The sequence below is a fragment of the Capnocytophaga gingivalis ATCC 33624 genome (genome assembly GCF_000174755.1).
Classification (GTDB): Bacteria; Bacteroidota; Bacteroidia; order Flavobacteriales; family Flavobacteriaceae; genus Capnocytophaga; species Capnocytophaga gingivalis.
Map to the genome: position 1 here is coordinate 1 of NZ_ACLQ01000005.1, position 25,589 is coordinate 25,589.

23 protein-coding genes, 1 rRNA gene, 1 other RNA gene and 2 pseudogenes are annotated in these 25,589 nt (G+C 42.4%); 14 read left to right on the forward strand and 13 right to left on the reverse strand.

All coding sequences use genetic code 11. The features are described 5' to 3' along the window. Nucleotides 1-700 precede the first annotated feature (700 nt). Nucleotides 701-2,062: an oxygen-independent coproporphyrinogen III oxidase gene (gene hemN, locus CAPGI0001_RS01595; RefSeq protein WP_002665942.1), complete on the reverse strand. Its 1,362-nt coding sequence runs from the start codon at nucleotides 2,060-2,062 to the stop codon at nucleotides 701-703. 673 nt (nucleotides 2,063-2,735) lie between these two features. On the opposite strand from hemN, the gene trxA reads away from it, so the two are divergent. Beyond that, nucleotides 2,736-3,053 carry a thioredoxin gene (gene trxA / locus CAPGI0001_RS01600; protein ID WP_002665982.1) on the forward strand — a complete coding sequence of 106 codons (318 nt, stop codon included), beginning with the start codon at nucleotides 2,736-2,738 and terminating at the stop codon, nucleotides 3,051-3,053. A gap of 102 nt (nucleotides 3,054-3,155) precedes the next feature. Then, nucleotides 3,156-3,785: a deoxyribose-phosphate aldolase gene (gene deoC, locus CAPGI0001_RS01605; RefSeq protein WP_002665940.1), complete on the forward strand. Its 630-nt coding sequence runs from the start codon at nucleotides 3,156-3,158 to the stop codon at nucleotides 3,783-3,785. A gap of 268 nt (nucleotides 3,786-4,053) precedes the next feature. Here deoC and CAPGI0001_RS01610 read toward each other — a convergent pair whose 3' ends face one another. Continuing rightward, a complete protein-coding gene (locus CAPGI0001_RS01610) occupies nucleotides 4,054-4,992 on the reverse strand; it encodes an ABC transporter ATP-binding protein (protein ID WP_002665967.1) in 939 nt (312 codons plus the stop codon). Nucleotides 4,993-4,994: 2 nt separating this feature from the next. Next, nucleotides 4,995-5,891 (reverse strand): ATP-binding cassette domain-containing protein, encoded by an 897-nt coding sequence (locus CAPGI0001_RS01615; protein WP_002665954.1) that lies wholly within the window; start codon nucleotides 5,889-5,891, stop codon nucleotides 4,995-4,997. Nucleotides 5,892-6,330: 439 nt separating this feature from the next. Between CAPGI0001_RS01615 and ssrA the strand changes: the two genes are divergently transcribed. The 6 genes from ssrA (at nucleotide 6,331) to CAPGI0001_RS01640 (ending at nucleotide 11,216) form a co-directional block, all read left to right on the forward strand. After that, nucleotides 6,331-6,735: a transfer-messenger RNA gene (gene ssrA / locus CAPGI0001_RS12680) on the forward strand. A 73-nt stretch (nucleotides 6,736-6,808) separates the two neighbouring features. Further along, nucleotides 6,809-8,011, forward strand: a complete 1,203-nt coding sequence (ilvA, locus tag CAPGI0001_RS01620) for a threonine ammonia-lyase (protein ID WP_002665969.1) — start codon at nucleotides 6,809-6,811, stop codon at nucleotides 8,009-8,011. 162 nt (nucleotides 8,012-8,173) lie between these two features. Beyond that, complete coding sequence (locus CAPGI0001_RS01625) at nucleotides 8,174-8,641, forward strand: hypothetical protein (RefSeq protein WP_002665958.1); 468 nt, start codon at nucleotides 8,174-8,176, stop codon at nucleotides 8,639-8,641. Nucleotides 8,642-9,002: 361 nt separating this feature from the next. Continuing rightward, nucleotides 9,003-10,448, forward strand: a complete 1,446-nt coding sequence (miaB, locus tag CAPGI0001_RS01630; RefSeq protein WP_002665977.1) for a tRNA (N6-isopentenyl adenosine(37)-C2)-methylthiotransferase MiaB — start codon at nucleotides 9,003-9,005, stop codon at nucleotides 10,446-10,448. An 11-nt stretch (nucleotides 10,449-10,459) separates the two neighbouring features. Next, nucleotides 10,460-10,951 carry a hypothetical protein gene (locus CAPGI0001_RS01635; RefSeq protein ID WP_002665964.1) on the forward strand — a complete coding sequence of 164 codons (492 nt, stop codon included), beginning with the start codon at nucleotides 10,460-10,462 and terminating at the stop codon, nucleotides 10,949-10,951. A 55-nt stretch (nucleotides 10,952-11,006) separates the two neighbouring features. Beyond that, nucleotides 11,007-11,216, forward strand: coding sequence for a YgaP family membrane protein (locus tag CAPGI0001_RS01640; protein WP_002665951.1), 210 nt, complete (start codon nucleotides 11,007-11,009; stop codon nucleotides 11,214-11,216). 245 nt (nucleotides 11,217-11,461) lie between these two features. Here the strand turns inward: CAPGI0001_RS01640 and sufB are convergent, their stop codons facing one another. Further along, nucleotides 11,462-12,931 carry a Fe-S cluster assembly protein SufB gene (sufB, locus tag CAPGI0001_RS01645; RefSeq protein WP_002665947.1) on the reverse strand — a complete coding sequence of 490 codons (1,470 nt, stop codon included), beginning with the start codon at nucleotides 12,929-12,931 and terminating at the stop codon, nucleotides 11,462-11,464. A 237-nt stretch (nucleotides 12,932-13,168) separates the two neighbouring features. Between sufB and CAPGI0001_RS01650 the strand changes: the two genes are divergently transcribed. Continuing rightward, a complete protein-coding gene (locus tag CAPGI0001_RS01650) occupies nucleotides 13,169-13,909 on the forward strand; it encodes an MgtC/SapB family protein (protein ID WP_002665973.1) in 741 nt (246 codons plus the stop codon). 25 nt (nucleotides 13,910-13,934) lie between these two features. Here the strand turns inward: CAPGI0001_RS01650 and CAPGI0001_RS01655 are convergent. The 3 genes and pseudogenes from CAPGI0001_RS01655 to CAPGI0001_RS01665 form a co-directional block, all read right to left on the reverse strand. Further along, nucleotides 13,935-14,348, reverse strand: a pseudogene (locus tag CAPGI0001_RS01655) (hypothetical protein). Nucleotides 14,349-14,489: 141 nt separating this feature from the next. Next, nucleotides 14,490-14,903: a hypothetical protein gene (locus tag CAPGI0001_RS01660; protein ID WP_040359319.1), complete on the reverse strand. Its 414-nt coding sequence runs from the start codon at nucleotides 14,901-14,903 to the stop codon at nucleotides 14,490-14,492. Between the two features lie 145 nt (nucleotides 14,904-15,048). Then, a pseudogene (locus CAPGI0001_RS01665) lies at nucleotides 15,049-15,282 on the reverse strand (hypothetical protein); the annotation flags it as partial. A gap of 235 nt (nucleotides 15,283-15,517) precedes the next feature. On the opposite strand from CAPGI0001_RS01665, the gene CAPGI0001_RS01670 reads away from it, so the two are divergent. Together CAPGI0001_RS01670 and CAPGI0001_RS01675 are read left to right on the forward strand one after the other, a co-directional pair. After that, nucleotides 15,518-17,695, forward strand: coding sequence for a glutamine synthetase III family protein (locus CAPGI0001_RS01670; RefSeq protein WP_002665975.1), 2,178 nt, complete (start codon nucleotides 15,518-15,520; stop codon nucleotides 17,693-17,695). Nucleotides 17,696-17,721: 26 nt separating this feature from the next. Continuing rightward, nucleotides 17,722-18,600, forward strand: coding sequence for an NAD kinase (locus tag CAPGI0001_RS01675; RefSeq protein WP_002665983.1), 879 nt, complete (start codon nucleotides 17,722-17,724; stop codon nucleotides 18,598-18,600). Here the strand turns inward: CAPGI0001_RS01675 and CAPGI0001_RS01680 are convergent. From CAPGI0001_RS01680 to CAPGI0001_RS13295, 4 genes are all read right to left on the reverse strand, one after another. After that, the gene (locus CAPGI0001_RS01680) at nucleotides 18,597-19,316 is read right to left on the reverse strand and encodes a 3'-5' exonuclease (protein WP_002665949.1); all 720 of its coding nucleotides are present in this window, start codon (nucleotides 19,314-19,316) and stop codon (nucleotides 18,597-18,599) included. The two genes, CAPGI0001_RS01675 and CAPGI0001_RS01680, sit on opposite strands and share 4 nt — an antisense overlap. Before the next feature lie 4 nt (nucleotides 19,317-19,320). Then, nucleotides 19,321-20,628: an NAD(P)/FAD-dependent oxidoreductase gene (locus tag CAPGI0001_RS01685; protein WP_345908474.1), complete on the reverse strand. Its 1,308-nt coding sequence runs from the start codon at nucleotides 20,626-20,628 to the stop codon at nucleotides 19,321-19,323. A 274-nt stretch (nucleotides 20,629-20,902) separates the two neighbouring features. After that, a complete protein-coding gene (locus CAPGI0001_RS13290) occupies nucleotides 20,903-21,313 on the reverse strand; it encodes a transposase (protein WP_002665959.1) in 411 nt (136 codons plus the stop codon). Between the two features lie 151 nt (nucleotides 21,314-21,464). After that, on the reverse strand, nucleotides 21,465-21,575 hold the full coding sequence (locus CAPGI0001_RS13295) for a hypothetical protein (RefSeq protein ID WP_248601285.1): 111 nt from the start codon (nucleotides 21,573-21,575) through the stop codon (nucleotides 21,465-21,467). Between the two features lie 236 nt (nucleotides 21,576-21,811). Here CAPGI0001_RS13295 and CAPGI0001_RS12570 point away from each other — a divergent pair, with 236 nt between their 5' ends. The 3 genes from CAPGI0001_RS12570 (at nucleotide 21,812) to CAPGI0001_RS12575 (ending at nucleotide 24,113) form a co-directional block, all read left to right on the forward strand. Continuing rightward, nucleotides 21,812-22,561 (forward strand): hypothetical protein, encoded by a 750-nt coding sequence (locus tag CAPGI0001_RS12570; RefSeq protein ID WP_002665965.1) that lies wholly within the window; start codon nucleotides 21,812-21,814, stop codon nucleotides 22,559-22,561. A gap of 173 nt (nucleotides 22,562-22,734) precedes the next feature. Further along, complete coding sequence (locus CAPGI0001_RS01700; protein WP_040359322.1) at nucleotides 22,735-23,370, forward strand: hypothetical protein; 636 nt, start codon at nucleotides 22,735-22,737, stop codon at nucleotides 23,368-23,370. Beyond that, nucleotides 23,367-24,113: a hypothetical protein gene (locus tag CAPGI0001_RS12575; RefSeq protein WP_002665981.1), complete on the forward strand. Its 747-nt coding sequence runs from the start codon at nucleotides 23,367-23,369 to the stop codon at nucleotides 24,111-24,113. The genes CAPGI0001_RS01700 and CAPGI0001_RS12575 overlap by 4 nt, the downstream gene beginning before the upstream one ends. 1,011 nt (nucleotides 24,114-25,124) lie before the next feature. Here CAPGI0001_RS12575 and CAPGI0001_RS01710 read toward each other — a convergent pair. Continuing rightward, nucleotides 25,125-25,337, reverse strand: a complete 213-nt coding sequence (locus tag CAPGI0001_RS01710; RefSeq protein WP_002665952.1) for a DUF3820 family protein — start codon at nucleotides 25,335-25,337, stop codon at nucleotides 25,125-25,127. A gap of 75 nt (nucleotides 25,338-25,412) precedes the next feature. After that, nucleotides 25,413-25,521, reverse strand: a 5S ribosomal RNA gene (gene rrf / locus CAPGI0001_RS01715). Between the last annotated feature and the right edge of the window lie 68 nt (nucleotides 25,522-25,589).

Sequence of the window (25,589 nt, forward strand, 5' to 3'; positions counted from 1 at the left end):
ATTCCGGGTTTTTTAAAAAACCCGGAATTCAAACCCTTTCGGTTCCAACATGGCAGAAGCTAAAGGTTGTTCATTTTTGTCTTCAATATTAGTTACATAGCCCATATCTCGTAACATTTCCTCCATTAATGCACGAGTGCGTTCAAATTTTTTTGATTTTAATCCTTTGACATTTTCCATGAGGATATACTTAGGTTTTTTTACCTCACATATTCTCATAATATGCTGAAATAGTGTGCCACGACCATAAGGATCCTCTTCACCTTTCATCATTCCTGCTGATGAAAAAGGCTGGCAAGGAAAACCTCCAGTAAACATATCAAAGTCGGGAAGTTCGTAAGGGTCTATTAGTGTAATATCTCCCCAGTTTTTTATAGGGTTTCCTTGTTTTCCCTTATGATTAACATCAAATAACGAAGAAGCAAATTTGTCTATTTCTGAATATCCGACGACTTCATATTTAAATTGAGGATATTTTTCTTTGAGTTTCCTAAGGGCAAACGAGGCGCCCCCATATCCAGCAAAGCCTTCAAATATACGGAGTCTCATTTTATTTATTTCCATTTGTGCCATATGAATTTATTAAATCTTTTTCTCAACACCAAGAACTAATTAGGTAAATCTCCTTATATTCTCATGAGATGTTAGTTTGTGCAAAGATAGATATTTTTCTTTGATTATCCAATTTTTAGATACTATATTATATCGTCATACTGAAAATACGTGTCGTGGGTACATTGCGCTGCAATCTCAGGTCAAAGGCCATACAGATATTCCGAACAAAGGGCTTGCCTACATCGGTAACTTCAATACCCTGAGGGAGGATATGTATCAGCCCATCTTTTTCCATCTCCGATAGGCGCATTTTTACTTCCTCTGCTTCAGCAAATTGTAGCTGGGGCGCCTCCCATGAGGTGTGGAACTGGCACATCAGGTTCAGTATATGGCGGCGCAGGATAAGGTCTTCCTCCGAGAGGATATGCCCTCTATATACAGGGATTCTGTCCTGGGATAGGACTTCTTCGTACTCCTTGACGGTCTTGACGTTCTGAGCAAAACCATACCAACTATCACTAATGGCCGAGATACCCAATCCTATCATCAGCTGTGTCTTGGAGGCAGTATAGCCCATGAAATTGCGATGGAGTGTACCCCTGACGAAGGATTCATACATCTCATCCGAAGGCAGGGCAAAGTGATCCATCCCTATCTCTATATAGCCGTTGTCCAATAGCTGTTGCTTGCCGATCTCATAGAGGTGGCGCTTTTGGTCTGGGGTGGGTAGGTCATTCTCGTCAAATCCACGTTGACCGGTGCCTTTTACCCAGGGTACATGGGCATAGCTATAGAAGGATATACGGTCGGGGCGCAGGCGATTGGTACAGTCTATCGTATAGCGCATGTCTTCCTCCTTCTGAAAGGGCAGACCAAAGACCAAATCATGGCTGATGGAACTATAGCCTATCTCCCTTGCTTGTAGGGTTACTCGCTCCACATTGGCAAAGGGTTGGATACGGTGAATCGCCTTTTGTACCTCTGGCGAATAGTCCTGCACTCCATAGCTCACACGGGTAAAGCCTAAATCGTAAAGTCGTTGCAAGTGCTCACGGGTAGTGTTGTTCGGGTGTCCCTCGAAGCTGAACTGAAACCCTTCTGCCCTATCAGCTCCTTCAAATATCTGATCGATAAGATACTGCAAATTCTCTGGCGAAAAAAAGGTAGGGGTACCGCCTCCTAAGTGGATTTCCTTGATCCTCGGTCTTGAGGGCAGCACGGCCAAGTAAAGGCGCCATTCCTTCAGAACATTTTGGATATAAGGATCCTCCATCTCATGGCGCTTGGTGATATGCTTATGGCACCCACAGAAGGTACACAAGCTCTCACAGAAAGGCAGGTGTATATATAGGCTAATCCCTTGTGTACTATTGCTTTCTGTAAAAGAAGTCCGTACGGAATCAAGCCATTTCTCATAAGAATAAGAGCTATCCTCCCAATAAGGCACTGTCGGATAGCTGGTATAGCGAGGACCGGGTACGTTGTATTTCTGAAATAAAGAAGACATTTTTAATTGTTAATAGTTAATTTAAGTTCTGAAAGCTATTTTTAGGCTATAATTTTATTTATAACAAAATAATAATCAATAACATGTAACAACCTCCCCTCTTCTCTAAAGGGGGAGGCTAAATTCGTTTAAAAGGCTAAATTTGTTAGTCAATATAAAAAATATTTCCTTCCATAACTTATTGAATTTCTAATACTTACTAATTCCCCCTCTTGGAGGGGGTTAGGGGGAGGTTTTGAAAATCAGTAACTTATAGAAATTACGAAACTTGAGTAGTAATCATTCCTCATTAGTTTTTCTGCGCTGCTCTCATGAATCTTTTTCCCTTTTATAGCACGATTCTCTTTAGCAAAAAAGCCGCTTTTCTCCTTTCTGTTTTGCCTTTCTCTTCTTGTATTATCATTTTGGGTATAAGCTTAAATTTTTTTAGAAAGTAGCTCAAAAACAGATAGATATGCATTGGCAAAGGGTGTCTACAATCTAGCCATATTCATGGTGCTTGTTCTGAGGGCAAAGGTACAAAAAAGTTTTGAGTTTCGGATTTTGAATTTCGAGTTACTTCTATTCCCTATAACCCTTCAATCCTATATATAGAAAAAATCTATAATAAAAGATCTCTTGTTACCAAATATTTTTTGTAACTTTGCGGTCATTAATCTTAAAGTTAACAGATATGGCATTACAGATAACAGATGCTTCTTTTGAAGAAGTAGTACTCAAAAGTGATAAACCCGTATTGGTAGATTTCTGGGCTACATGGTGTGGACCTTGCCGCATGCTCGGCCCTGTAATAGAGGAAATCGCAACCGAATACGAAGGACGTGTTGTAGTAGGTAAGGTAGACGTAGATAGCAACCAAGAGTATGCCGCTAAGTATGGGGTCAGAAACATTCCTACCGTATTGGTGTTCCAAAACGGCGAGGTAGTAGGCCGTCAGGTAGGCGTAGCTCCTAAAAATACTTACACTGAAGCATTGGATTCTCTTTTGTAAAATTTTAATTTTATCTATAAAAAGAGGCTATCCAAAAGAGGTTTTTTGGGTAGTCTCTTTTTTTTAAAACAGCTCATTTTCTAACATCTAAAATAAAATACTATGGATATTGCAAAATATATTGATTACACCTTGCTTAAAGCAACGGCAACACCTGCCAATATCGAAAAACTCTGTAAGGAGGCGCTCGAATATGGTTTTTACTCTGTATGTGTCAATAGTGGCTATGTACCCTTGGCAGCAGAACAGCTAAAAGGATCGAAGGTCAATGTATGTACAGTGGTAGGCTTCCCCTTAGGAGCTATGAGTACCCAAGCCAAACTCTATGAGACTTCCGTAGCGCTTTCTCAAGGAGCGCAGGAGATAGATATGGTGCTCAATGTAGGTCTTTTCCTATCAGGAAATGTGGCTAAGGTACTGGATGAAATAGCCTTACTCAAACAGGAAACAGGCGATCGAGTGCTCAAGGTGATTATAGAGACTTGTTATCTGAACGATGACCAAAAACGATTGGCAAGCCAAGTATGTGTAGATGCAGGGGCTGACTTTGTCAAAACTTCTACTGGCTTTGGTACCGGAGGGGCAACCCTCGCCGATGTACAGCTGATCCGCGAGGTAGTCGGCGACCGCGCTAAGATAAAGGCTTCCGGAGGAATCCGAGACAAGCAGACCGCCCTACAATATATCTCCCTCGGTGTAGACCGCATCGGAGCTTCAGCTATCCTCGTTTAGGGAAAGATAATATTCCAAATCAATTAGGTAAAATATTCTATAGGCTGTCCAAAAAGTCCAAAACATTATTTTTCAAATTTATTCTATTGAAAATCAGTTGTTTTTAGGTTCTGCTGTAGGGGCGATTTGCAAATCGCCCTTCATGAATAAGACTTTTCGGACAGCCTCTTTTATACAATAATTATAGCTCCCTCTTCACCACATACCCAAGCTCATTCGCTTAGCTACATTCTTCACTCTTCATTCTTCACTCTTCACTCTTCATTCTTCACTCTTCACTCTCCCCTGCCTGAATCGTCTGTATAAAGATGTCACTAACACTCGGGATTTGTTGGTTGAAATGAGTGATTTTCCCCAGCTGCATAAGGTATTGTAGCAGCTCATGTACCTCTTGGGTAGGGCTGAGAGCAACCAGCCATTTCTCCTCGTTGTGGATAGTGGGAAACTGCGCGGCAGTAGGGGTGTAGCGGCGCTGAAACTCCTCGAACGATGTTCCCTCATAGGGGATAATCCCTACCTCATAAGTGTTCTCCTGAAACTGTCGCTTGATGGCAGTAAGCTCTCCACTGAGTAGCAGCTTAGAGCGGTTCAGTAGGGCTATGTGATCACAGAGACTCTCCACCGATTCCATTCGGTGGGTAGAAAATAGAATGGTACTACCCTGCTCCCTCAGATAAAGAACTTGATCCTTGATAATCTCTGCATTGATAGGGTCTAATCCACTGAATACCTCATCGAAGATCAGCAGCTTAGGCTCATGAAGTACCGTCGCGACAAACTGTACCTTCTGTGCCATCCCCTTGGAGAGTTCCTGTAGCTTCTTCCCCTTCCAATGGCTGATATCCAAGCGCTTAAGCCAAAAGTCCAATCGCTCCTGTGCCCGTTGGCGACTCAATCCCTTGAGTTGTCCTAAGTACAAAAGCTGTTCCCCTACAGTCATATTCTTATACAATCCGCGCTCCTCTGGCATATAGCCTATATGGGAGATGTCCTCTGGTTGCAAGGGATGCCCCTCCAGGAGCACCTGCCCCTGGTCAGGGAAAATTATCTGATTGAGAATACGGATAAGGGTGGTCTTCCCCGCTCCATTAGGGCCTAATAGGCCAAAGATACTCCCGCGAGGAATCTGTAGGGAAACCTCCGAAAGTGCGGTGTGCTTGCCATAATGCTTGCTGAGATTTTCTATCTGTAAAAGAAAGTCGCTCATAGTTATTTTGTTTTTGTAAGAGAGGTAAAAAGTGCTTCTAAGTCGGTATGACGATGATTCATCTGGAGGATCTTTAGCCCATTCTCCATGGCAAAATCAAAGAGCTTAGGGCGCATATCTTCCTCGGTGTCAAAGGTAAGGGTAAAGAAAAATTCTTCATTGTTGTGAACAGTCTTCACATGGGGGATACGGCGTAGAAGCTGCTCCTCCACACGGAAGTCAAAGAGTACCTCCACTGTCTGTTCCTTGTCCTGTAGGGCTGTCATAGGCTCGTTGAGGATTATTTTCCCCTGATGGAGGATTAGCACACGCTGGCATACAGCCTGTATCTCCTGCATGATATGGGAGGAGAGCAGCACCACCTTTTCCCGCCCTAAGTCTCGGATTATCTGGCGTATTTCGAGAATCTGCTGGGGATCAAGCCCATTGGTAGGCTCGTCCAAGATCAGCACATCTGGGTCGTGTAGCAGGGTCGAGGCCAAGCCTATACGCTGGCGATACCCTTTCGAGAGGGTGTGTATCTTCTTATGAGCATGGCTCTCAAGCTGAGTCAGGGCGATACTTTCCTCTATACGGTGCTTAGGCGCCTTGTAGATGTCTGCTACATAACTAAGATATTCCTTTACATACATATCCGTATATAGCGGATTGTGTTCCGGCAGATAGCCAATGTGCTTTTGGGCTTGTTCGCGCTGGGTAAGAATAGAGTATCCTAAGACACTCACACTCCCTTGATCAGGCTCAAGGGCGCCAGTCATCATCTTCATTGTGGTGGTCTTCCCTGCCCCATTCAGACCTAAAAAGCCCGTAACCTCTCCTTTGTGAAGGGAAAAGCTCAAGTGATCTACCACGGTTTGTCCCGCAAATTGTTTGGTTAAGTTCTCTACAATAACAGCCATAATAGAGTGTTGGTATACATACAAAAATAAGGGCAAATGTACGGAAAAAATACTTTGGATAAAATATATTTAACTCAAAAAAAACTACTCCCCCATCCCTCTACCTCCCAAAGGGGGAAAACTCTCATCCCTCGCCAATCCTCTTGCCCCCCCAAAGGGGAAACTCTTCATCCTTTCAAGGGCAAATTGTTATACCCTCTGAAGCTAAAAGGCGAATTGCAATTCACCCCTACTGACCCCTGTTCACTGTTCACAGCTCTCTGCCCCCCGCTCCCCGCTCACTGCTCCCCGCTCACTGTTCACTGTTCACTGACCCCTGCTCACTGCTCCCTGTTCACTGACCCCTGTTCACTGTTCACTGACCCCTGTTCACTGTTTTATGTTAAAAATCTCTTGTAATACAAAAAAAATCGTACCTTTGCACCAAATTACTTTTATGGGGGTCGACTGGTTTTGACAGCAAGCCTAAGCATAAAGTAAGCACGCCGAGCTATGAAGCTAATGCTCGTTAATCTCTGTTTCAACACTTTAAATGGCGAGAATAACTACGCTCTTGCTGCCTAATCTGAATTATAGTAAGATTTCTGGCTAAGTCCCTACAAGGTAGGGAAGCGAGATGTCTCTGAAAGCCCTTGTTGATGGCTCGTCGCAAAAGAGACACCATGAATATCAACATGGAACCCTTCGGTGGCTTCTTCCCTTGGGTTCAGCTCCTAATAGAAGCTAAGGGTAGTGTGGGGCGTTTCCACTCAGCACTGCCTCGAAAAACAAATGGAAACTAAGCGTGTAGAAAGCCTTGTGGTTACTTGTTTGGACGAGAGTTCGAATCTCTCCGACTCCACTATCCTAAAGCCATTCCCTCCCTTGGGGGAATGGCTTTTGCTTTTTATCAAGACAATCACTTTAAAAACTTCTATATGCATTCGTTAGATGATTTTATCTCCGCTCGCGAGCATCTCGCTCAAGTACTCTTGAGTACCAAGCTCATCTACAGCCCTATTTTCTCAGAGGAATCTGGAAATAAAGTTTTTATCAAGCCTGAAAACCTACAGAAAACAGGCTCTTTCAAGATTCGTGGGGCTTATAACAAAATCCTAAAACTCTCCCCCGAGGAAAAGAAAAGGGGGGTCATCGCCTCTTCTGCAGGAAACCATGCCCAAGGGGTCGCTTATGCCGCTAAGAAGCTGGGGATTAAAGCTGTAATCGTCATGCCGCAATCTACCCCGCTGATCAAGGTGGAATCCACTCGTAAGTATGGCGCGGAGGTAGTCCTCTATGGCGATGTATATGACGATGCTTATAAAAAAGCAAAAGAGTTAGAAGCCAAAGAAGGTTATGTATTTGTACACCCCTTTAACGATGAAGATGTATTGGAAGGACAGGGTACTATTGCCTTGGAAATCTTGGAGGAAGCCCCCGATACGGATATCATCTTGGTGCCCATCGGTGGGGGTGGCCTTATCTCAGGAATTGCTTGTGCGGCTAAGCTCATCAAGCCTTCTATCCGTATCATCGGAGTAGAACCCGCCGGAGCAGCCTCTGCCTTGGAGGCTATCAAGGAGAATAAGGTCGTAGAACTCCCTGAAGCCAATACCATTGCCGACGGTACTGCCGTAAAGCGTATTGGGGAAACTAACTTCGAGTATATCAAGGAATATATTGATGAGATTATCACCATCTCGGACTATGAGCTGATGGAGGCTTTCCTCCTACTGGTGGAAAAACATAAAATTATCGCTGAAAACTCTGGTATCCTCCCTATGGCAGCACTCAAAAGGCTTCACCAAAAGAATAAAAAAGTGGTGCCCGTGGTCAGTGGTGGCAATATCGATGTACTGATGATCTCTTCCATGATTAATAAGGGATTAGTAAGCCGCAATAGAATCTTCAACTTCTCGGTGAGCATTCAGGACAGACCTGGAGAATTGGCTAAAATCACTCAGATTATCGCACAAGAGGGCGCCAATGTGGTCAAGCTCGCTCATAACCAATTCAAGAATCTTTCGCGATTCCGCGATATCGAGGTACAAGTCACCATGGAAACCAACGGACTGGCGCATATCGAAAAACTCACCCAAGCTTTCCGTGAGAAAAATTACGAAATCTCCCCCACTAAGTAACACGAGTTCGACATAACTATAAATTACTTACAATAACCTCCCCCTGACTTGCTCGCTTTGGCGACTTCATTACAAGGGGGAGGTTCCCAAAATCTGTAAGTTGCTTATCTGTCTTATCTGTTACATAAATATTCTTAGAAAAACAACCTTAAATTTCCTACTATGAAAAATTGGATTCTTTTTCTTATTCTCATGGTTTGCGGCAAGAATTATGCCCAAGTACCACCTTTGGTCGTAGGTTATGAGTATATTGGTAGAAATACCTTTCATACAGGAATCACAGGGGAAATTCGTTTGGATGAGGATAAAAAATATGCCTTTTTTGGCAGTACAGGAGTACATCTAACAGGCTTTCAGGGAAGCACACGAGGGATCTTTGAGCTCTCTGCGGCACTGAAGTATCGCCATACATTTGCAGGAGCTACCTATACTCCCTACGCCATCATCCCTAAGGTAGGAGTTGGCACTAAGGATATATATGCTTATGCAGGGTATGTGATCCCTACCAATGCCTATGCCTCTGGCGATAATAATCCCTTGAGAAGGGGCTTTGCTGTAGGAATCAATATCAATCCTAAGGTGCTCCTGATCCTTCCCTTAGCCTTGATCATTGGGGGTCCTTTGAAGTAGGAACGAAGAGGTTGTCCAAAAAGTATAAGATATTGGTTATCAAAAGTTTAAATTATGTTCGATTAAAATATTTTTAAAATTTATTTCATTGATAATCAATCGTTTTAGGCTCTGTTGTAGGAGCGATTTGCAAATCGCCCTTTGAAATATTGCGCCTCTATGGATAACTATGTTCATCCACAGTTGCCTTAGCCTATATTAGGGTAGAGACGCAATTTATTGCGTCTTAGAAAGTTAGTGAAAAGCCTTCCAACTCTTGATTCGCGTTAACAATTGCCCCTTAACAATTAACTATTTCCTACAGATGTTTATCTCGTTTTTTTTCACTACTTTTGCACCCTTATAACAAGGTTTGTTTTTGATGGAAAAAGTAATTGATGAAACCCGCCAAGGAGCGCCGCTCTCTCTGGAGGGGGATGCTAAGAATACTCGTAAGCTCTATATAGAAAGTTATGGCTGTCAGATGAATTTCTCTGATAGCGAGATTGTTGCCTCTATCCTGCACAAGGTGGGCTTCAATACTACCGAAGAGCTCCATGAGGCGGATTTGGTACTGATCAACACTTGTTCAGTGCGCGAAAAGGCGGAACAGACCATCCGCAAGCGCCTCGAACAGTTCAATGCCGTAAAGCGTCACAAGCCTGCCATGAAGGTCGGAGTGCTGGGCTGTATGGCCGAGCGCCTCAAGCATCAGTTCTTGGAGGAAGAGCATATCGTGGACTTAGTCGTAGGTCCCGATGCGTATAAGGACTTGCCTAACCTCTTGCAGGAGGTGGACAATGGCCGCGATGCGGTCAATGTGCTGCTCTCTCGTGACGAGACTTATGCCGACATCTCCCCTATTCGTCTCAATAGCAATGGAGTGACAGCTTTTGTCTCTATCACTCGGGGTTGTGACAATATGTGTACTTTCTGTATCGTACCTTTCACCCGTGGAAGGGAGCGCAGCCGTGACCCTCACTCTATCATCCACGAGATCGAGGAGCTCTGGGCGCGAGGATTCAGAGAGGTTACCCTGCTGGGACAGAATGTCGATAGCTACCTATGGTATGGGGGAGGCCTAAAAAAGGATTTCGAAAAGGCTTCTGATATACAGAAGGTTACTGCAGTCAACTTCGCCAAGCTCCTCGATATGGTCGCAACTCAATTCCCTAAGATGCGTATTCGCTTCTCCACCTCGAATCCTCAGGATATGACCTTGGATGTGATTGATACCATGGCCAAGCACCACAATATCTGTAAGTATATTCACCTACCGGTACAGAGTGGTAGCAACCGCATCCTCAAGGCGATGAACCGCCTACACACCCGCGAGGAGTACTTCGCACTGATTGATGGCATCCGTGAGCGTATCCCCGAATGTGCTATCTCTCAGGATATGATCACTGGATTCCCTACCGAAACCGAGGAAGATCACCAGGATACACTCTCTCTGATGGAGTATGTCAAGTATGACTTCGGCTTTATGTTTGCCTACTCCGAGCGCCCTGGTACGCTCGCCGCTCGCAAGATTGCCGATGATGTCCCCGACGAGGTGAAAAAGCGCCGCTTAACCGAAATTATCGACCTCCAACAAAAACATAGTCTCCTACGTACCCAAGCGCAAGTAGGGAAAACGGTAGAGGTGCTCATCGAGGGAAATTCTAAAAAGTCTGACCAAGAATGGATGGGACGCAATACCCAAAATACCGTCGTGGTCTTCCCTAAGGAACACTACAAAGTGGGGGATTTTGTCAATGTAAAAATAACCAACTGTACCTCTACCACCCTCATAGGAGAGGCTGTAGGGTATAGTGAGATGAATTAATACCTTCGAATATGGCAACAAAAATTACACACCCTTATTTCGGCTCTTTAGATACTTCCAAGGTGGAAACACTGGAGGATGATATGTACGATGTCCTTTGGGAACAAGAAATCCCTTACAAGGACAGTATTGTATGGGTTTCTTTCTGGTTCTCCAAAGGAAATGACCTCTTGAAAGAACGCTTAGATGCTTTTGAATCTTTTATAAAAAAACTATCCCTAAGGGAAGAACAAGCCCGAAAAGTCCTTATACAATACCTGAAAGAGCACCCTGACTATTTCAATCACTTTAAGGAAAAAACAAAAAGAACTCCCGATGATATCGAAACTTTCGTGAGCGAATTGGAGTTGGATATGATTGATTTTTGGTATCCCCAAGAAGGAGAGGCCGATGTAGATATGTACTTCGCTCCTTATTATGACGAGGATGTCGAAACCGAGGAAGTCATCGCTGTACAGTTCGCCCTCTCAGGAGAGATCCTTTCTATAGATTGGGATTCATAATTTTTTTATATAAAGTATTTTTTATATCTTTGTCCCATCTATAATTCGTGATTTTATGGAAAGAAATATAGGAAAATTAGACAAACAAGTACGCTTGATTTTCGTACTTATCAGTGCCATTCTGGGAATGACTAAGGTTATTACCAACGATACCATTGCCTCTATCTTGGGCATCATCTCTATCGCCTTTATCGTCACCATTCTACTGAACTTCTCCCCTCTCTATAGGCTCCTTGGGATCAATACCTATAAGAATAAGAAGTAGCTCTCCTTCTAGAATCAGAGGATAACCCCAGCATAGAAAATAAAAAGAAGACTTTTGATTGATTTTTCAAAAGTCTTCTTTTCTATATTCTGGGCAAATCGCAAGTTGGCTCTTTGCTGGTGCGAGTCTCATACTCTCTTCCATTTATTCGCAACTTTAGCTTTATTTTCCATCACATACCCAACTGTGAGCATTCTTCATTCTTCACTCTTCACTCTTCACTCTTCACTCTTCACTCTAAAAAACTATCCCACACTGCCTTCCAAGCTAATTTCCAAAAGTTTTTGGGCTTCTACGGCAAATTCCATAGGGAGTTTGTTAAGTACTTCCTTCCCAAAACCATTCACGATGAGTGAAATAGCTTTTTCAGTATCTATTCCTCGTTGATTACAGTAGAAGATTTGGTCTTCTCCTATCTTGGAGGTAGTCGCCTCATGTTCTATCTGAGCAGTAGGGTTCTTTGCTTCTATATAAGGGAAGGTATGCGCCCCACAGTTATTTCCCATCAGCAGGGAATCACATTGGGAGAAGTTACGTGCATTCTTGGCATTGGGCACTACTTTCACCAAACCTCGATAGCTGTTCTGTGAGCGCCCTGCCGAAATCCCTTTGGAGATAATCGTGGATTTGGTATTGTTGCCCAAGTGTATCATTTTAGTTCCTGTATCGGCTTGTTGGAAGTGGTTGGTCACCGCTATAGAGTAGAATTCTCCTATGGAGTTATCTCCCTTGAGCACTACTGAAGGATACTTCCAAGTGATAGCAGAACCTGTCTCAACCTGTGTCCAAGAGATCTTAGCATTTTTCTCCGCCAGAGCACGCTTGGTTACAAAGTTATACACCCCTCCTTTTCCTTCCTTATCCCCTGGGAACCAGTTTTGTACTGTAGAGTATTTTATCTCTCCTCCTTCCATAGCAATAAGCTCTACCACAGCCGCATGAAGTTGATTTTCATCACGCTTAGGTGCTGTACATCCCTCCAAATAGGATACATAAGCTCCCTCATCTACAATCAGAAGCGTACGCTCGAACTGTCCTGTCCCTGCCTGATTGATACGAAAATAGGTAGAGAGTTCCATCGGACAGCGCACGCCCTTAGGCACATAGCAGAATGACCCATCGGTGAAAACGGCTGAGTTCAGCGCCGCATAGAAGTTATCGGTCTTAGGCACCACGGTTCCTAAGTATTTGCGTACAAGGTCTGGATGTTTCTGAATCGCTTCTGAAATCGCACAGAAGATAATCCCTTTCTCTGCTAAGGTTTTCTGGAAAGTAGTAGCTACCGATACGGAGTCCATCACTACATCCATAGCCACAGCAGGTTTGTCCTCTACTCCTGTAAGGCGCTTTTGTTCCTCAAGGGAGATACCCAACTTCTGAAAAGTCTCCAAAAGCTGTGGATCTACCTCATCCAAGCTGTTGAGTTTTGGCTTCTTCTTGGGGGCTGAGTAGTAAGCTATATCTTGGAAATCTGGTGTTTCAAACTTGATATTTGCCCAATGAGGCGGCTCTGGCATCGCCTGCCATATACGGAAAGCCTCCACTCGCCAGTCGGTCATCCATTGGGGCTCGTTTTTCTTCTTCGAAAGGGCGATGACTACTTCTTCATTCAGCCCCTTAGGAAACGTATCGGATTCTATATCGGTATAGAACCCATATTTGTACTCACTGTTCTCTAATTCTTCTTTGAGTTCTTCTTCGGTATATTTGGCCATTTTTTCGTTTTTTAAAATAAAATACTGTATAAAAGATAATTAAGTCTTTTATAGCAACGTCAATAAAAGACTCCAATAACAGAGGGCAAAAATACTACTTTTTTTGCACTTCTTTCATAATAAAAAGTGAAAATATAGAACTAAAATTAGGATTGTATTTAGCCCCTCAAAGATAATAATTCTCTTATTAGCTAACAAATATATTTCGTACTTTTGTGCTTTAAAATCTGGTAACGTATGAATGAGTTTTTCTCTGGGCTCTCTAACCAACACTTTGTAGGAGAGCTCTCCTTAGGGGTAGTTTTCTTCCGATTGTTCTTGGCGGTAGTCTTTGGCGGACTGGTAGGCTTCGAGCGCGAACGCAAGCGCAAGCCTGCTGGCTTCCGAACCTATATACTTGTGTGCTTTGGGGCGGCTATTGTCTCTATGATTCAGGATCAGTTGCGCATCCATATCATTGATTTTGAGAGTACACATAGTGGCTTGGCGGCAGTCATCAAGACCGATCTGGGGCGCTTGGGAGCTCAAGTGATTAGTGGTATTGGGTTCTTAGGTGCGGGAAGCATTATCAAGGAGCGCGGGGAGAGCATTGCCGGGATGACTACCGCCGCCGGCATCTGGGCTACAGGCTGTGTCGGCCTGGGTATCGGTTGGGGATTCTACAATATCGCACTGGTGGCCATCGTCTTTATGCTCATTATCATGATTGTTCTCAAGACAGTTGAGTCCAAGATTATCAAAAAATCTTTCGTTACTTCTCTTGAAATCTCTTATGCACAAGAGCAAGACCCTACCCAACTACTGGAGACTTGTGCAACACTCTTGCGTAAAAAATCTATTTCCATTACCAAAATCAAAAAGAATCCTGCTCATAACTGCTTTACCCTTTCCCTATCCTCCGAAGAGATTTCCAACTTCTCCGAATGGGTGCTCTTGCTATCCTCCCAAGAGGGAATTCTCTCAGTGATGGAAAAATAAAAAACGGGCTTTCGCCCGTCTTATTCTAAAAAAAGTCTTCCAACATAGTACCGAACTTTGCCTTATTCTTATAGAGCAAGGCCCGTGAGATACCTATATTACATTTGTCTCTCTCCATAGCGGTGATCGAAAAGAATTTTCCTAAAGCTGAAATTGCCAACATGAAAGTAATCTTATCGGTCTCTATCAGTACATAATCCAGCTTAAGTTCCTGAGAGGAAACATTAGACTTAAGTACTTGATTCACCTGATTAACAATCATCAAGTGATAAGGAGAGCCTTCCTCTATAATCTTGGCAGTCTCCTCATTCGAAGAAGCTTTCGAAAGCATTGTTCCATCGGTTGCGCTAAGTATTCCTTAGAAAAGGAACCCCGGCATACTTGCCTTCATATCTTGGCAATGAGCGTCTAGTAATTGTTGCAGTTCTGCTGCTGTCATCATTTTTAATTTTTAAAGTTGAACGCAAAGATAGTATTTTTCCCTAAATCTTATTATTTTTTAACAAACAATTAAGACTAAAAGTCTATTTATCCTCTTTTTCAAAGAGTTTTGTTTTTCACTACTTCATCTGTATTTATCCTAAAAAAAGTCGTCCAACATAGTACCGAACTCTGCCTTACACTTATAGAGCAAGGCCCGTGAGATACCTATATTACATTTGTCTCTCTCCAAAGCAGTGATCGAAAAGAATTTCCCTAAAGCTGAAATTGCCAACATGAAAGTAATCTTATCGGTCTCTATCAGTACATAATCCAGCTTAAGTTCCTGAGAGGAAACATTGGACTTAAGTACTTGATTCACCTGATTAATAATCATCAAGTGATAAGGAGAGCCTTCCTCTATAATCTTGGCAGTCTCCTCATTCGAAGAAGCTTTCGAAAGCATTGTTCCATCGGTTGTGCTAAGTATTCCATAGAAAAGGAACCCCGGCATACTTGCCTTCATATCTTGGCAATGAGCATCTAGTAATTGTTGCAGTTTTGCCGCTGTCATCATGGTTTTAATTTTTAAAGTTGAACGCAAAGATAGTATTTTTTCCCCGAATCTTATTATTTTTTAACAAATAATTAAAATTAAAAAGCCTAATTATCCTCTTTTTCAAAGAGTTCTGTTTTTCACTACTTCATCTGTATTTATCCTAAAAAAAATCGTCCAACATAGTGCCGAACTCTGCCTTACACTTATAGAGCAAGGCGCGTGAGATACCTATATTACATTTATCTCTATCCAAGTCCGTGATCGAGAAGAATTTCCCTAAGGCGGAAATCATTAGCATAAAGGTGATTTTATTGGTCTCTACCAGCTCCAGTTGCTCGGACGAAAGATTGGTCTTGAGCACCTGATTCACCTGATTGACTATCATTAGGTGATAGAAGGCTAAATTTGTTAGTCAATATGAAAAAAATTTCCTTCTATAACTTATTGAATTTCTAATACTTACTAATTCCCTATCTTGGAGGGAGGTTAGGTTTAATTTCTGAAAATCAAGAACTTACAGAACTTACGGAACTCGAGTCAATAAGAATTAACAGTCGTCTCTTGATAATTAATCATTGTTTTTTTGTACTTTTGTCAGCTGAAAACAATATCATTAATCTCGATATCTTATGTTACGATTCGATGCCTTAAGTGAAGTGCGACAAAGGAAACCGCTACCAGTTTCCTCCTGCGAAAGACTCTCTGATCTCTTCGCTCAGAATGTCTTTCATGAGGGCGCCATGCGTGAACGTATGACCCGCGAAGTCTTCGAGAGTGTCATGAACTCCATCCGCCGAGGAACTAAAATCGACCGACATATCGCCGACCAAGTGGCTATGGCAATGCGCGAATGGGCTATCTCCAAGGGGGCTACTCATTATACTCATTGGTTCCAACCGCTCACCGGCGGCACTGCCGAAAAGCACGATGCTTTCTTTGACCCTATATCCTCCCGCGAGGCTATCGAACATTTCTCTGGAAATCTCTTAGTACAACAGGAATCCGATGCTTCGAGCTTCCCCAATGGCGGTATCCGCAATACCTTCGAGGCTCGCGGCTATACTGCTTGGGATCCTTCTTCTCCTCCTTTTGTCTATGGGGATGTCCTTTGTATTCCTACGATCTTTATCGCTTATACCGGTGCCGCTTTGGACAATAAAACTCCCTTGCTCAAGGCGCTCACGGCTATCGACAAAGCGGCCACTCAGGTAGCTCAGCTCTTCGATAAGCAGGTAAGCCATGTAACCACTACCTTGGGCTGCGAACAGGAATATTTCTTAATTGACAAAAGCCTTGTCGCCACACGCCCTGACCTACTTATCACTGGGCGTACGCTCTTGGGACATCAAGCTGCCAAGGGGCAACAGCTCGAGGATCACTATCTCGGGGCTATCCCCTCCCGTGTATTGGCTTATATGAAGGAGCTCGAAAGGGAATGTCTCCTGCTGGGGATTCCTGTGAAAACACGACACAATGAGGTCGCTCCCAACCAGTTCGAACTCGCACCTATCTTCTCCGAGGCCAACCGCGCGGTGGATCAAAATGCCCTGCTCATGCACCTGATGCGCAAGGTCGCCGAAAAGCATGACTTTACGGTGTTCTTCCACGAAAAACCTTTCATCGGGGTCAATGGCTCTGGAAAGCATAACAACTGGTCGCTCTCTACCGATACGGGGGTCAATCTACTCTCCCCTGGGAAGACTCCTATGAGCAACCTACAGTTCCTTACTTTCTTCCTCTGTACCATACGTGCTGTACACCGCTACGAGGCTATCCTAAGGGCGTCTGTGGCTTCCGCTACCAATGATTACCGCTTGGGAGCCAATGAGGCACCTCCAGCTATTATCTCTGTCTTTATTGGCGAACAGCTTACCAAGATTCTCCAGACTCTAATTCAGGGTGGGGACAAGGAAATTTCTCAGAAGGAAACCCTCAATGTGATCAACAAAATTCCGGATCTTTTCATCGATACAACCGATAGAAATCGTACCTCGCCTTTTGCCTTTACCGGCAATAAGTTCGAGTTCCGTGCTGTAGGTTCCAGTGCCAACTGTGGAAAGCCTATGATGGTGCTCAATACCATCGTCGCCAAGCAGCTTTCCGACTTCAAGAAAGAAGTGGATTCTCTGCTGCATTCCTCTGGGAAAAAATCTCTCAAGAAAGAGGAAGCTATTCTAAAAGTATTGCGTAGCTATGCCAATGCCTCCAAGCCTATTCTCTTCGAAGGGGATGGCTATAGCAAGGCTTGGGAAGAGGAGGCTGCCAAGCGGGGGCTGAGCAATCACAAGACCACGCCTCAAGCACTCAAGGAGAATGTCTCCGAGACTGCGATAGCTCTCTTTGAGGAAATGAAGGTACTGAGCCGTACCGAACTCCTCGCTCGCTATGATATTGATCTGGAGGAATATATCAAAACAGTACAGATCGAAGCTCGGGTACTGGGCGACATCGCTCGCAACCATATCATCCCTACGGCTGTACGCTACCAGAATATCCTTATCGAAAATGTACAAGGACTCAAGGACATCTTCGGGGAGGGGTACAGGGAATTGGCTTTCGAGCAGATTGACCTAATCCAGCATATCTCTGAGCATATCAAGGAAATTCACAGTAAGGTATCTCTTATGGTCGAAACTCGTAAAAAGATCAATAACCTACCCTCCGTGGAGGAAAAAGCACTCGCCTACTGCCAGGAGGTGCGCCCGTTCTTTGACCCAATCCGATACCATTGCGACAAGCTCGAACTGATGATTGATGACGAGCTCTGGACGCTAACCAAGTATCGCGAATTGCTTTTTAATAATTAAAATATTGATAATCAAACTGATACATCGTGAAGATTGCTATATATTCTCAAAAATATAAGGTAGAATACCACCCTCTGCTCTCCTCCATCTTTCAGGAGCTGCGCTCCCATGGGGATACCATCCGTGTAGAGGCGGATCTGCTGCGCCGTTATAGAGAGCAGACTCCCTTGGAGGGGGTCGAGACTTTCCATTCGGTAGAGGATCTCCCTGCCGATACTTCTCTGATGCTCACCATTGGGGGCGATGGCACCATCCTCTGGGCGATGACCTATATCCAGCACTTACAGATTCCTATCCTCGGAATCAATGCCGGCCGCTTGGGCTTTCTCGCTACGATCTCTCAGGAAGAGATTACGGATATGTTTGCCAAAATTCGCGCGGGTAGGTTCCATACCGATGAGCGTTCTGTCCTACAGATCACTCATACCGACGGACGACCCATCGCTCCTCTGAACTTCGCCCTGAACGAGATTACCGTCATCCGGCAGAACTCCACAGCTATGATCACTGTGGAAGCCTATCTGAATGACCAATACCTCACTTCCTACTGGGCTGATGGACTCATCATCGCTACGCCTACAGGCTCTACGGGCTATTCGCTCAGCTGTGGGGGGCCTGTGATCATGCCGCATTCCAAAACCTTGGCACTCACCCCTATCGCCCCTCACAATCTCAATGCACGACCTCTGATCATCCCCGATAGTACAGAAATCACCCTCCACGTATCCAACCGTGAAGGGTGTTATCTGGCCACCTACGATGCCCGCTCGGCTATCTTGCCTTGCGAGACCTCGGTGAAAATATCGCTGGCACCATTCCATCTCAAAACCATCGAACTTGAAGGAAACGACTTCTTCAAGACGCTCCGCAATAAGCTCCTCTGGGGAGAGGATAAGCGCAACTAAGTAGCATAGTGGATCTCTTCTGGCTCCAGTAGGGGCTCTCCTCGCATACGCAAAAGAATCTGCGCTACCGTGAGGGTATCTTTTTGGCAGTATTGGGCGATGCGCGCTATGTCCTGTTCTTGATAGTAGACTGCCCTAACCTCCGCCCCTGTGATATCGTCCTTAGGTGAGGGAATACCCAGCACATAGGCTAATAGGTTTAGGGAGGTATAGTGCTTATAGTCGCCAAACTTCCACAAGTCTAAGGTATCCAAGAAGCCCAGCTCCCATGGCTTCTTGCCAAAAAGCTGTAGCTTCTGAGGAAGGGCAAGCCCCAAAATCAGCATCCGCCGTGCGATAAAGGGAAAGTCAAACTCCTTGCCGTTATGCGCCGCCAATAGGTGCTCCCGCCCACTGAAAAACTGGTTCACTAAGTAGGAAAAATCCTCCAAAATATCCCGCTCTTCTCCTACAAACGAGCGCACCCGAAACTGACGCTGCCCATTCTTAACCACAAAATACCCTACCGAGATACAGACGATCTTGCCGAACTCCGCCCAGATTCCTGCTCTTTCATAATAATCCTCTGCAGGAACTTCCTGGCGAATGTAGTGCGTCTTGTCCTCCCACAAGCTCCTCTCTATGGGGGATAGCTCCTCGTAGGAGGGCTGTAGGGGTACCGTCTCTATATCCAAAAAAAGAATATGAGAAAGTTTTAGGCTCGAAAGGGCTTCCATTCCCCTATTCTTCTTGCATGCCTAAACCATTCTCTATAGCATAGGCCATATTCTTAATAATAGTGGCATGTTTCTTGACAAAGACATTGCTCTCATCCCACACATATCCCGCAAGGACAGAACATATCTTTTTCTTCACCTCTTCATTGCCAGGTTCGTGGAAGAAGAGGGTCTGCAAGTTACCTGTATACCACTCTCTTACATACGAGGTAAAGACATCTATACCGCGCTTCATGTATTGGGTGTACTCCTTCTCCCAGTCTACCTTTTCTCCAGAGAGCTGGCGCTTTACCAATTTCGCTGCAAGCATTCCCGATTCGGTAGCGAATGCTACTCCTGAGGAGAACACTGGATCCAAAAACTCTGTACTATTGCCCGTAAGCACATATCCATCCCCGTACAGACGCTTTACGGCGCAGGAATAGCTCTGTATTTTCTGTGGAGGAAATAAGAATTCTGATTTTTCGAAACGATCTCTGTAGAAATCGGATGTTTTAATAGCTTGGCGTAGCGCCTTGGCTGTATCGCCTGTTGCGGACAAGCTGTTAATGTAGTGAGTAGGTCCCACCACTCCCACACTGGTATTGCCATTGGAGAATGGGATCACCCAAAGCCATACCTCACGCTCCAATATATCAAAAGAAATAAGTGTTCCTTCTTCTCCTTCTGGACGGACTTTCTCCTCTTTGATATGGGTAAAAATAGCCGAATGATCGTCCAATTTCGAAGGCTCATTCAGATCCAATAAGCGAGGCAACACACGCCCATAGCCACTGGCATCGATGACAAACTTAGAGCGGATCTGGTAGGTCTCTCCCTTCTTATCCTTGACTGTAGTGAGCTGATAACCATCGAAGAACTCTACATTAGTCACTTCTGTCTCGAAGGCCAAAGGCACTCCTTGGCGCACCACTTCCTGTGCCAAGACATTGTCAAAATCTGCACGAGGCACCTGCCAGGTCCAGTCCCAACCTTTGGAATATTTCTTAGAAAAATCGAACTGACATACTTGCTCGCCACGAATGAAGCGCGCTCCCCATTTTACCTCATATTTCTGTGCCTCCAAGGCTGGGAGGAACCCCGCCTCTTCGAAATGATCCATCACACGAGGAATCAAGCTCTCCCCTACTACCAAGCGTGGAAAGCGTGTCTTCTCCACCACCCTTACGGCTACTCCCTGCTTATGCAAATACGCAGCGGATACACATCCTGAAGGCCCTGCCCCTATGATAAGGACATCCGTTTGTTCTTGTTTCATATAAGTTTTATTTTGTTTCTCAAGGGCAAATGTACAAAAAAAATAGAAACCCACCTCTGCCCCCTCAAGATTATTTCTAAGGATATATTCTCTTTGCTAATCGCCCTGTGCATCTACATAATCCTCCCCAGCAACCTCAATCACTCCCTATTTCACGGCCTAACCAATGATGGATATCCTCCTTTGATAATTCTTCTTTAATTAAGTCAAAAATATTTGATATAGGTGACTGAGTGCTTACTTCCAATTTATTAAAGCTTTGAGTAATTGCTTCTTTTAAATTATTGACAAATAGCAACAAGGAATCATTAATTTATTATAAACGTGTTTAAACTTTTTTGAGGAACTTGGATATAAATCCTAATAGGAGCATTCCAATCCAAGTCACGTCAAGATACTCATATCTCATTATCAAACCTTTATATCCGTCAAGCCAACCATTTGCTTGTTCAATTTTAAACCTATTTTTGTACAATTCTTCATCAAAATAAATATCTGGTTGCTCTCCATTTCGGGGATTAGGTTTAATATTTGCTATAATTTCTTTGCTTTCTAAAAACTCTCTAAGAGATTTGCTATCAAATCCTGCATCAGCATTGAGAAATAGACCTTTGTGTTCTATTCCTGCTTCTTCTAATAAAGCTAAGATTTCTTTTAGTACTTCTTCTATTTCATATAAGTCATTGTGATTTCCTACTTTAGGGCTTCTCGTTGCTATTATTTTGCCCTTTATTATCACACAAAAAAATGCTATTTGTGGTTATGGCTTTTTTTCTTGCTTGATAACCTGCAGATTCTTCTTTTGGGCGACAATGTGTATGACTACCATCCAATTGAACGCAAGACATATCTAACTTTCTTTTCTTCTTACTTAATAGATTCAACCATACTCACTGAAAACTACCATCTTTACTCCATTTATTGAAGTAGTAATAAACATTTTGCCAAGAGATTTTTCCTTTTTCAAAATAGCTCTCAATTGGAAGTTCTCTCCATTGCACCCCTGTTTTTAATCTCTTGATAATCAATAAAAATATTGAGCTAAATCAAAATTACTTTTAAATCCTCTTTTTCCTACACTTAAAAAGGGAATAATCCAATTATTTATTGTATCTTTGTCCAAAGTTCCTAAATTTTGGTGTTTTTTCTCAAACACAAAATTACTAATTTTCGGGAACTTTTACTTTATTATAGAAAAAAGTTTAAACAACTTCGTAATACTAAAACAATTAAAACAATGGGCAAAACAGTAAAAAGAGAATTAAAATACGTTTGGTGGAAAAGAAACTATTTCCCCCATATCATCTTAGAACGCCCCCGAGAAATAAATGAAATGTGTAAAGAAAATGGTATCACAAGAGCAGATGACCAATTTTATATAGAGGATGAATCCATATACATAGGGAAAATGTATATTTATTTAGGAGTAGTCTTTCTTGTTTTTACATCTTTCGGGGCTTTTTCAAGAGATGCCTTTGAAATACCCGGTGTTTTTGTTCTTGTTATTTTTTTTCTTACGGGTATCCTTTATATTGTCTATCATTACACTCATCCTCCTAAAAAAATTATATTAGACCGCCTCAACGGGATCATTACCTTCCCTGGTATATTCTATGGCAAACCTATAACGATGCCCTTTGATAAAGTATTACCGTTTTTAAAATTCAACGGAATAGGGGCAAGCGTATCTCTTGGTTTTTGTCATCACAAAATTTTAGCAACCAGTATTCGTATAGATAATACCCCTAAAAGTTCTTGGTCTTTCATCGTATGGTATATGGATAAAAACCGCCCTCTACCCCCAGGAAAAGTGTTCGACCCCTATCGCAAAAGAGATTATGAGCGCCGCAAAGCTGAGGGCTTTCCTGAACCGCTTTACGAGAGCTGGATCAGCATTTTCGAATATTATGATGAACAATTCCGAGTCCGTAAGGAACAGGAAGAAAGACAAAAGAGAAGAAATAAGCGTAACAACAAGTATAAATAAACATTTATATTGGGGTGTATATCCTTGCCAATTACCTAATAGATGACGAGTTTGAACGCTATTTTAAAAACAGCTGGTTGAGAAGCGATAGTGATGTGAAGCTATACCAAAAGGCTTTAAATACCCCTTCGTGGTCATACCTCCACAAAATTTACAGAAATCGCAACCTATTGATGAACAGCAAAAATAAAAAATTGGTTAACCCTTGGAAAAACAACATACACTTGTGTTATCAATCTTTCTTAAACTTGTTCAACAAAAGTGATTTAAAAGTAATAGGAATTTCCCGTAATATGGATTCTTTATTTGATGATGATAATAGCATTTATTGCTGTACGGGAGGGGTTGATGAAGTGGATATTGTAGCCTTTCCCGAGTTTAGCGATAGTTTAAAGAATGTAGACCAATTCGATTACAGAATCTTTGTGCAGAACGTTGTAACAAAAAGTATTGAAGAAGTCCCCAAAGGAGCCATAAGCACACCTATATTAACCACAGAAAATGGGAAGTGGTGTATAAAGGTAGATATTTGTATTTCTCAGTGGCGGAGATACAAATATGGAACTGCTATGGGGGTAAAATTTATAATTGCTTATAAATTACAACTCAACCAAGAGGATTTCCCGTATACTTACGCAGGCGACCCTAAATATTTTATAGTGTCTGTACCTCTACATCTAAATTATACAGAACATAGATCAAACGACTATAAACCAAGTGTTTATTATTCTTATGAATTTACGGCACCTTTAAAAAAAGAAACTGTAGGCACAATAAACCAACTCATAAATGGTAAATTAAAACTATGAAAAGAGAATTAAAATACGTTTGGTGGAAAAGAAACTATTTTCCTCATATCATCTTAGAACGCCCTCGAGGAAAGAACGAAATGTCTAAAAGCAATGGTATTACAAGAGCAGATGACCAATTTTATATAGTAGATAAATCTTTATATATAGGGAAAATGTATATATATTTTGGGGTATTCTTTCTTGTTTTAACATTTTCTCTTTCTTTTTCAAGAGATGCCAACGAAATACCGGGTGTTTTTTTTCGTGTTATTTTTTTTCTTATAGGTATTCTTTTAATTGTGTATCAATACACTCACCCTCCCCAAAAAATTATATTAGACCGCCTCAACGGGATCATTACCTTCCCTAATGTATTCTATGGCAAACCTATAACTATGCCCTTTGATAAAGTGTTAGCAGCACTAAAACTCAACGGAAAAAATGGACCAGTATCTCTTGGTTTTTATCATCACAAAATTTTAGCAACCGATATAGATTTAGATTATACACCTATAAAATCTTGGTCTTTCATCGTATGGTATATGGATAAAAACCGTCCGTTACCCCCAGGAAAAGTATTCGACCCCTATCGCAAAAGAGATTATGAGCGCCGCAAAGCCGAGGGCTTTCCTGAACCACTTTACGAGAGCTGGATCAGCATTTTCGAATATTATGAATATTATGATGAACAATTCCAAGCCCGTAAGGAACAGGAAGAAAGACAAAAGAGAAGAAATAAGCGTAACAACAAGTATAAATAAACATTTATATTGGGGTCTATATCCTTGCCAATTACTGGAGAGATGACGAGTTTGAACGCTATTTCAAAAACAGCTGGTTGAGAAGCGATAGTAACGCAAACCTATACCAATTCGTTCAGCCATTGAAAAAGCAAAAAGCGCCCTCTCTCTATCATCTAAAGATTCTATTCTTTGATATATTATTACATTATCCATAACTTACACCCTTTTTGTCCATTTTTACTTTCTTACCTCTTGTGCTGTCTCCACTGGCACTTTTCATATCGCTTATACCGCACGCCTCGCTCCAAAAAATCCCTCTATGGAGTAGTGTTTCGATGTTTTGGCAATTACTAATTTAAGTTTCGCAGGTCATTTTTAGGTTATAATTATATTTGTAATTAGTTAATAATCAATATTTTACAAAACAAACCTCCCCTCACATACTCCGTTCCATGTATTCACGGACTATCCCCTCCGAGAGGGGAAAGCCAGCGAGTGCTCACAGCTGGGTATGTGGGATGCGTTGAAAAAGACAAAAATTGTCTATCAATCTGGAAAATGTCCTCTCTCTAACTTCTTGAGAATCATAAACTATCTCATTCCCCCTTTGGAGGAAGTCGCGAGAGCGAGTATGTGAAGAGGGGGGGGGAGTTTTTGAAAATCAATAAATTATACAATTTACGAAACTTAAATTATTAAATCAACAACATCCTGATAATTTAAAAAAGTAGCATTCTTAAAATTACTATACAAAAAAGAATCTCGCAAAGAATGTTTCTTTATATCATTATTAAAAATAGTTTGAGCCCCACAAAAATACAACTTTTATACTTGTTTGTCAAGTGTTTTATCACTTTCTTTCCCAAACCTCCTTAGAAAACAACCTGAAAATTGCTATTCTATCATCCTACATAAGAAGATTATATGAGTTATTGCATTTAACAACAAAAGAAGTCGTATTTTTTGCAATTATTTTCAAGAGAAGTAACTTTGCTTGATTTTATAAAAAGAAGAAAAATAAAAGCCTTTTTATAGCTTTTTGAGTGTATCGATAATTTCTTGGAGACCATTGGTTTTAATTTCGAAGGTAGTGGCCAAGAGCATTCCAAGCTTTCCTTTAGGGAAGCCCTGAGAGGCAAACCACTCTAAGTAGTAGAGAGGCAAATCCGCAATCATAGTGCCCTTATACTTGCCATAAGGCATAGGAGTAGTGATAATTTCTCGAAGAATTTCGTGGTTCATAATGGTTAATATTCAATGGTTAATGATTAATAGAAAAAAACCGAACTATTCTTATGAATAATTCGGTTTTTGATAAGAAGGCGGCGACATACTCTCCCACAAAATGCAGTACCATCTGCGCTAAAAGGTTTAACTTCTCTGTTCGGAATGGTAAGAGGTGAGACCTTTCGCTATAACCACCTTAAGTCTTTAGTTAATAGTGAAGAACGAAAAGTGAATAGTCCCTCACTACACTTATATTTTTAGTGAATA